The organism is Aeromonas sp. HMWF015 (genome assembly GCF_963878965.1).
Lineage (GTDB): Bacteria > Pseudomonadota > Gammaproteobacteria > Enterobacterales > Aeromonadaceae > Aeromonas > Aeromonas veronii.
In genome coordinates this window covers 8817-10822 of the sequence record NZ_CAWNZT010000440.1, presented here as the reverse complement: position 1 = coordinate 10822, position 2006 = coordinate 8817, and the positions used below count along the sequence as shown (strand labels likewise).

Annotated in this window: 1 protein-coding gene; it reads right to left on the bottom strand. The window is 63.8% G+C overall.

The features are described from left to right. Positions 1 to 84: 84 nt before the first annotated feature. The coding region (locus tag AACS18_RS23770) for a glycoside hydrolase family 2 TIM barrel-domain containing protein (RefSeq protein ID WP_258228666.1) at positions 85 to 2006 on the bottom strand (1922 nt) is incomplete at its 5' end.

Genomic DNA, 2006 nt, shown 5'->3' with positions numbered 1-2006 from the left:
ATCTTTCCCACAGCATTGAGGCTAGTCGTTACTGGTCTGTTGTCAAAATGGCGCACAGGCTCGACAGTCGTCTCAATAGCTGGCTTAACGGAGAGTGCAGCCCCAACGGTAACGACGCTCAAGCAGTTGATACTCGGGACGCACGCTCTGGCTCCAGGAGTCATCCCCGCCCACCCCCATGTGGGCGCCATCGAGACAGACCCACAGCCCCTCTTCGGCCACCAGATCGCTCTGGTGACGGGCGGCGGCCAGCTGCTGCTGACTGAAGCGGCTGGCACTGAAATGGAAGCTGCCGTTCACCGTCGTGCTGCCCAGCTGCAGCTGACGAGTATCGCAGCGCAAGCCGTTGTCACTCGGGAAGATGTAAGGGGTATGCATGGCCTCCAGCGGCAAACTCCAGCGCCCCAGATCGGCGCCCAGCAGGCGATCCGGATAGTTCTCGTGCGGCCCACGCCCCAGCCATTCGGCTCGCGCCGGTACCTCGGCCAGATGAAGCAGCAGACCGATCCGCGGCAGCGACGGCAGCACCTGTGCCAGCTCGGTCTCTATCTCGAGGCTCATGGCGCCATCGTCGGTAAAGTGGTGATGCCAGTGACTCACCAGCAGCAGCTCATCGTGGTGGAAGTAGCCATGACTGACCCGGATATCCCCTCCGGCGACCGCGATCCCTAAGCAGCGGTGTTGCCACTGACCGAGACCACAGCCCTGCCAGCGGGCAATCCAGGAGTTGGGGTCGGCGTGATCCGCTTCGCTGGTGCCGATGTCGTTGTCGAGCGGCGCGCGGTAGAAGTGATCCATGATCGGCGCCAGCAGCTGCTCCTGCCCCAATTTTTGCCAACTGGTGATACGGCCGCTCTGCTTGTCGAGCCACCACTGGCTGTTGGCGGCAGTGATCCGCCAGCCATCCGGCTGTTCGGTCAGGGTGGCGGCAGCGGCAGGAGCAGGCAGGGCAAGGGGGGTCGGCAGGGTGAACTGCTGACGGGCGACCTTGTGATCCGCCTGCGACCAGAGGGTGGCCTGTGGCTGAACGATGGCCAGATCGAGCCAGGCCAGTGAGCCTGCCGCAAAGGTGGGCAACGCCTCGCTCAGGGTCAACTCGACCACCCCTTGCGGCACCAGCATGAGGGAAACCTCCCCTTGCTGCTGCACATGGCCGTTCTCGCACAGCTGCCAGCAAAGCCGCTCGTTATCGGTGGAGCGGAACAAGTATTCGCTCTCGATCCGCACCCGCAACGGGGTGTGCTCAAGCAGAGTGAAGCGGAACGGCTGCTGGGCACGCTTTGCCTCGCACAGGGCTGGATGGGGGGTGCGATCCGGGAACAGCAGGCCGTTGCAGCAGAACTGGCGATCGTTTTGCACATCACCGAAGTCGCCGCCGTAGCCCCAGTAGTGGCGACCATCGGCGGTGTATTTGTCGAGCCCCTGATCGACCCAATCCCAGACAAACCCGCCTTGCAGACGTGGATGATCGCGAAACGCCTGCCAATAGTGGGCGTAGCCCCCCAGACTGTTGCCCATGGCGTGGGCATATTCGCAGAGGATCAGCGGCCGGTGCTCGCCGGGCAGGCCGATCCACTTGGCCAGCGCCCACTTGGGCACAGCCGGGAAGGGCTGATCCTGATGGGTTCTGGCATACATGGGGCAGATGATGTCGGTCGCCGGGGTATCTGCCCCGCCCCCCTCGTACTGCACCGGACGGCTCGGGTCGCTGCGCTTTATCCAGCCATACATGGCATCGTGGGCCGGGCCGTAACCCGACTCGTTGCCCAGCGACCAGATGATGATGGAGGGGTGGTTGAAATCCCGCGCCACCATGCGGGTCGCCCGCTCCAGAAAGGCGTTGCTCCAGGCGGGATCCCGCGCCAGCCGCCCCATGGGGGTCATGCCGTGGGTCTCCAGATTCGCCTCGTCCACCACATAGAGGCCGAGCCGGTCGCAAAGGCGATAAAAGTCGGGATGGTTGGGATAGTGGGAGCAACGCACCGCATTGAAGTTGTGGCGCTTCA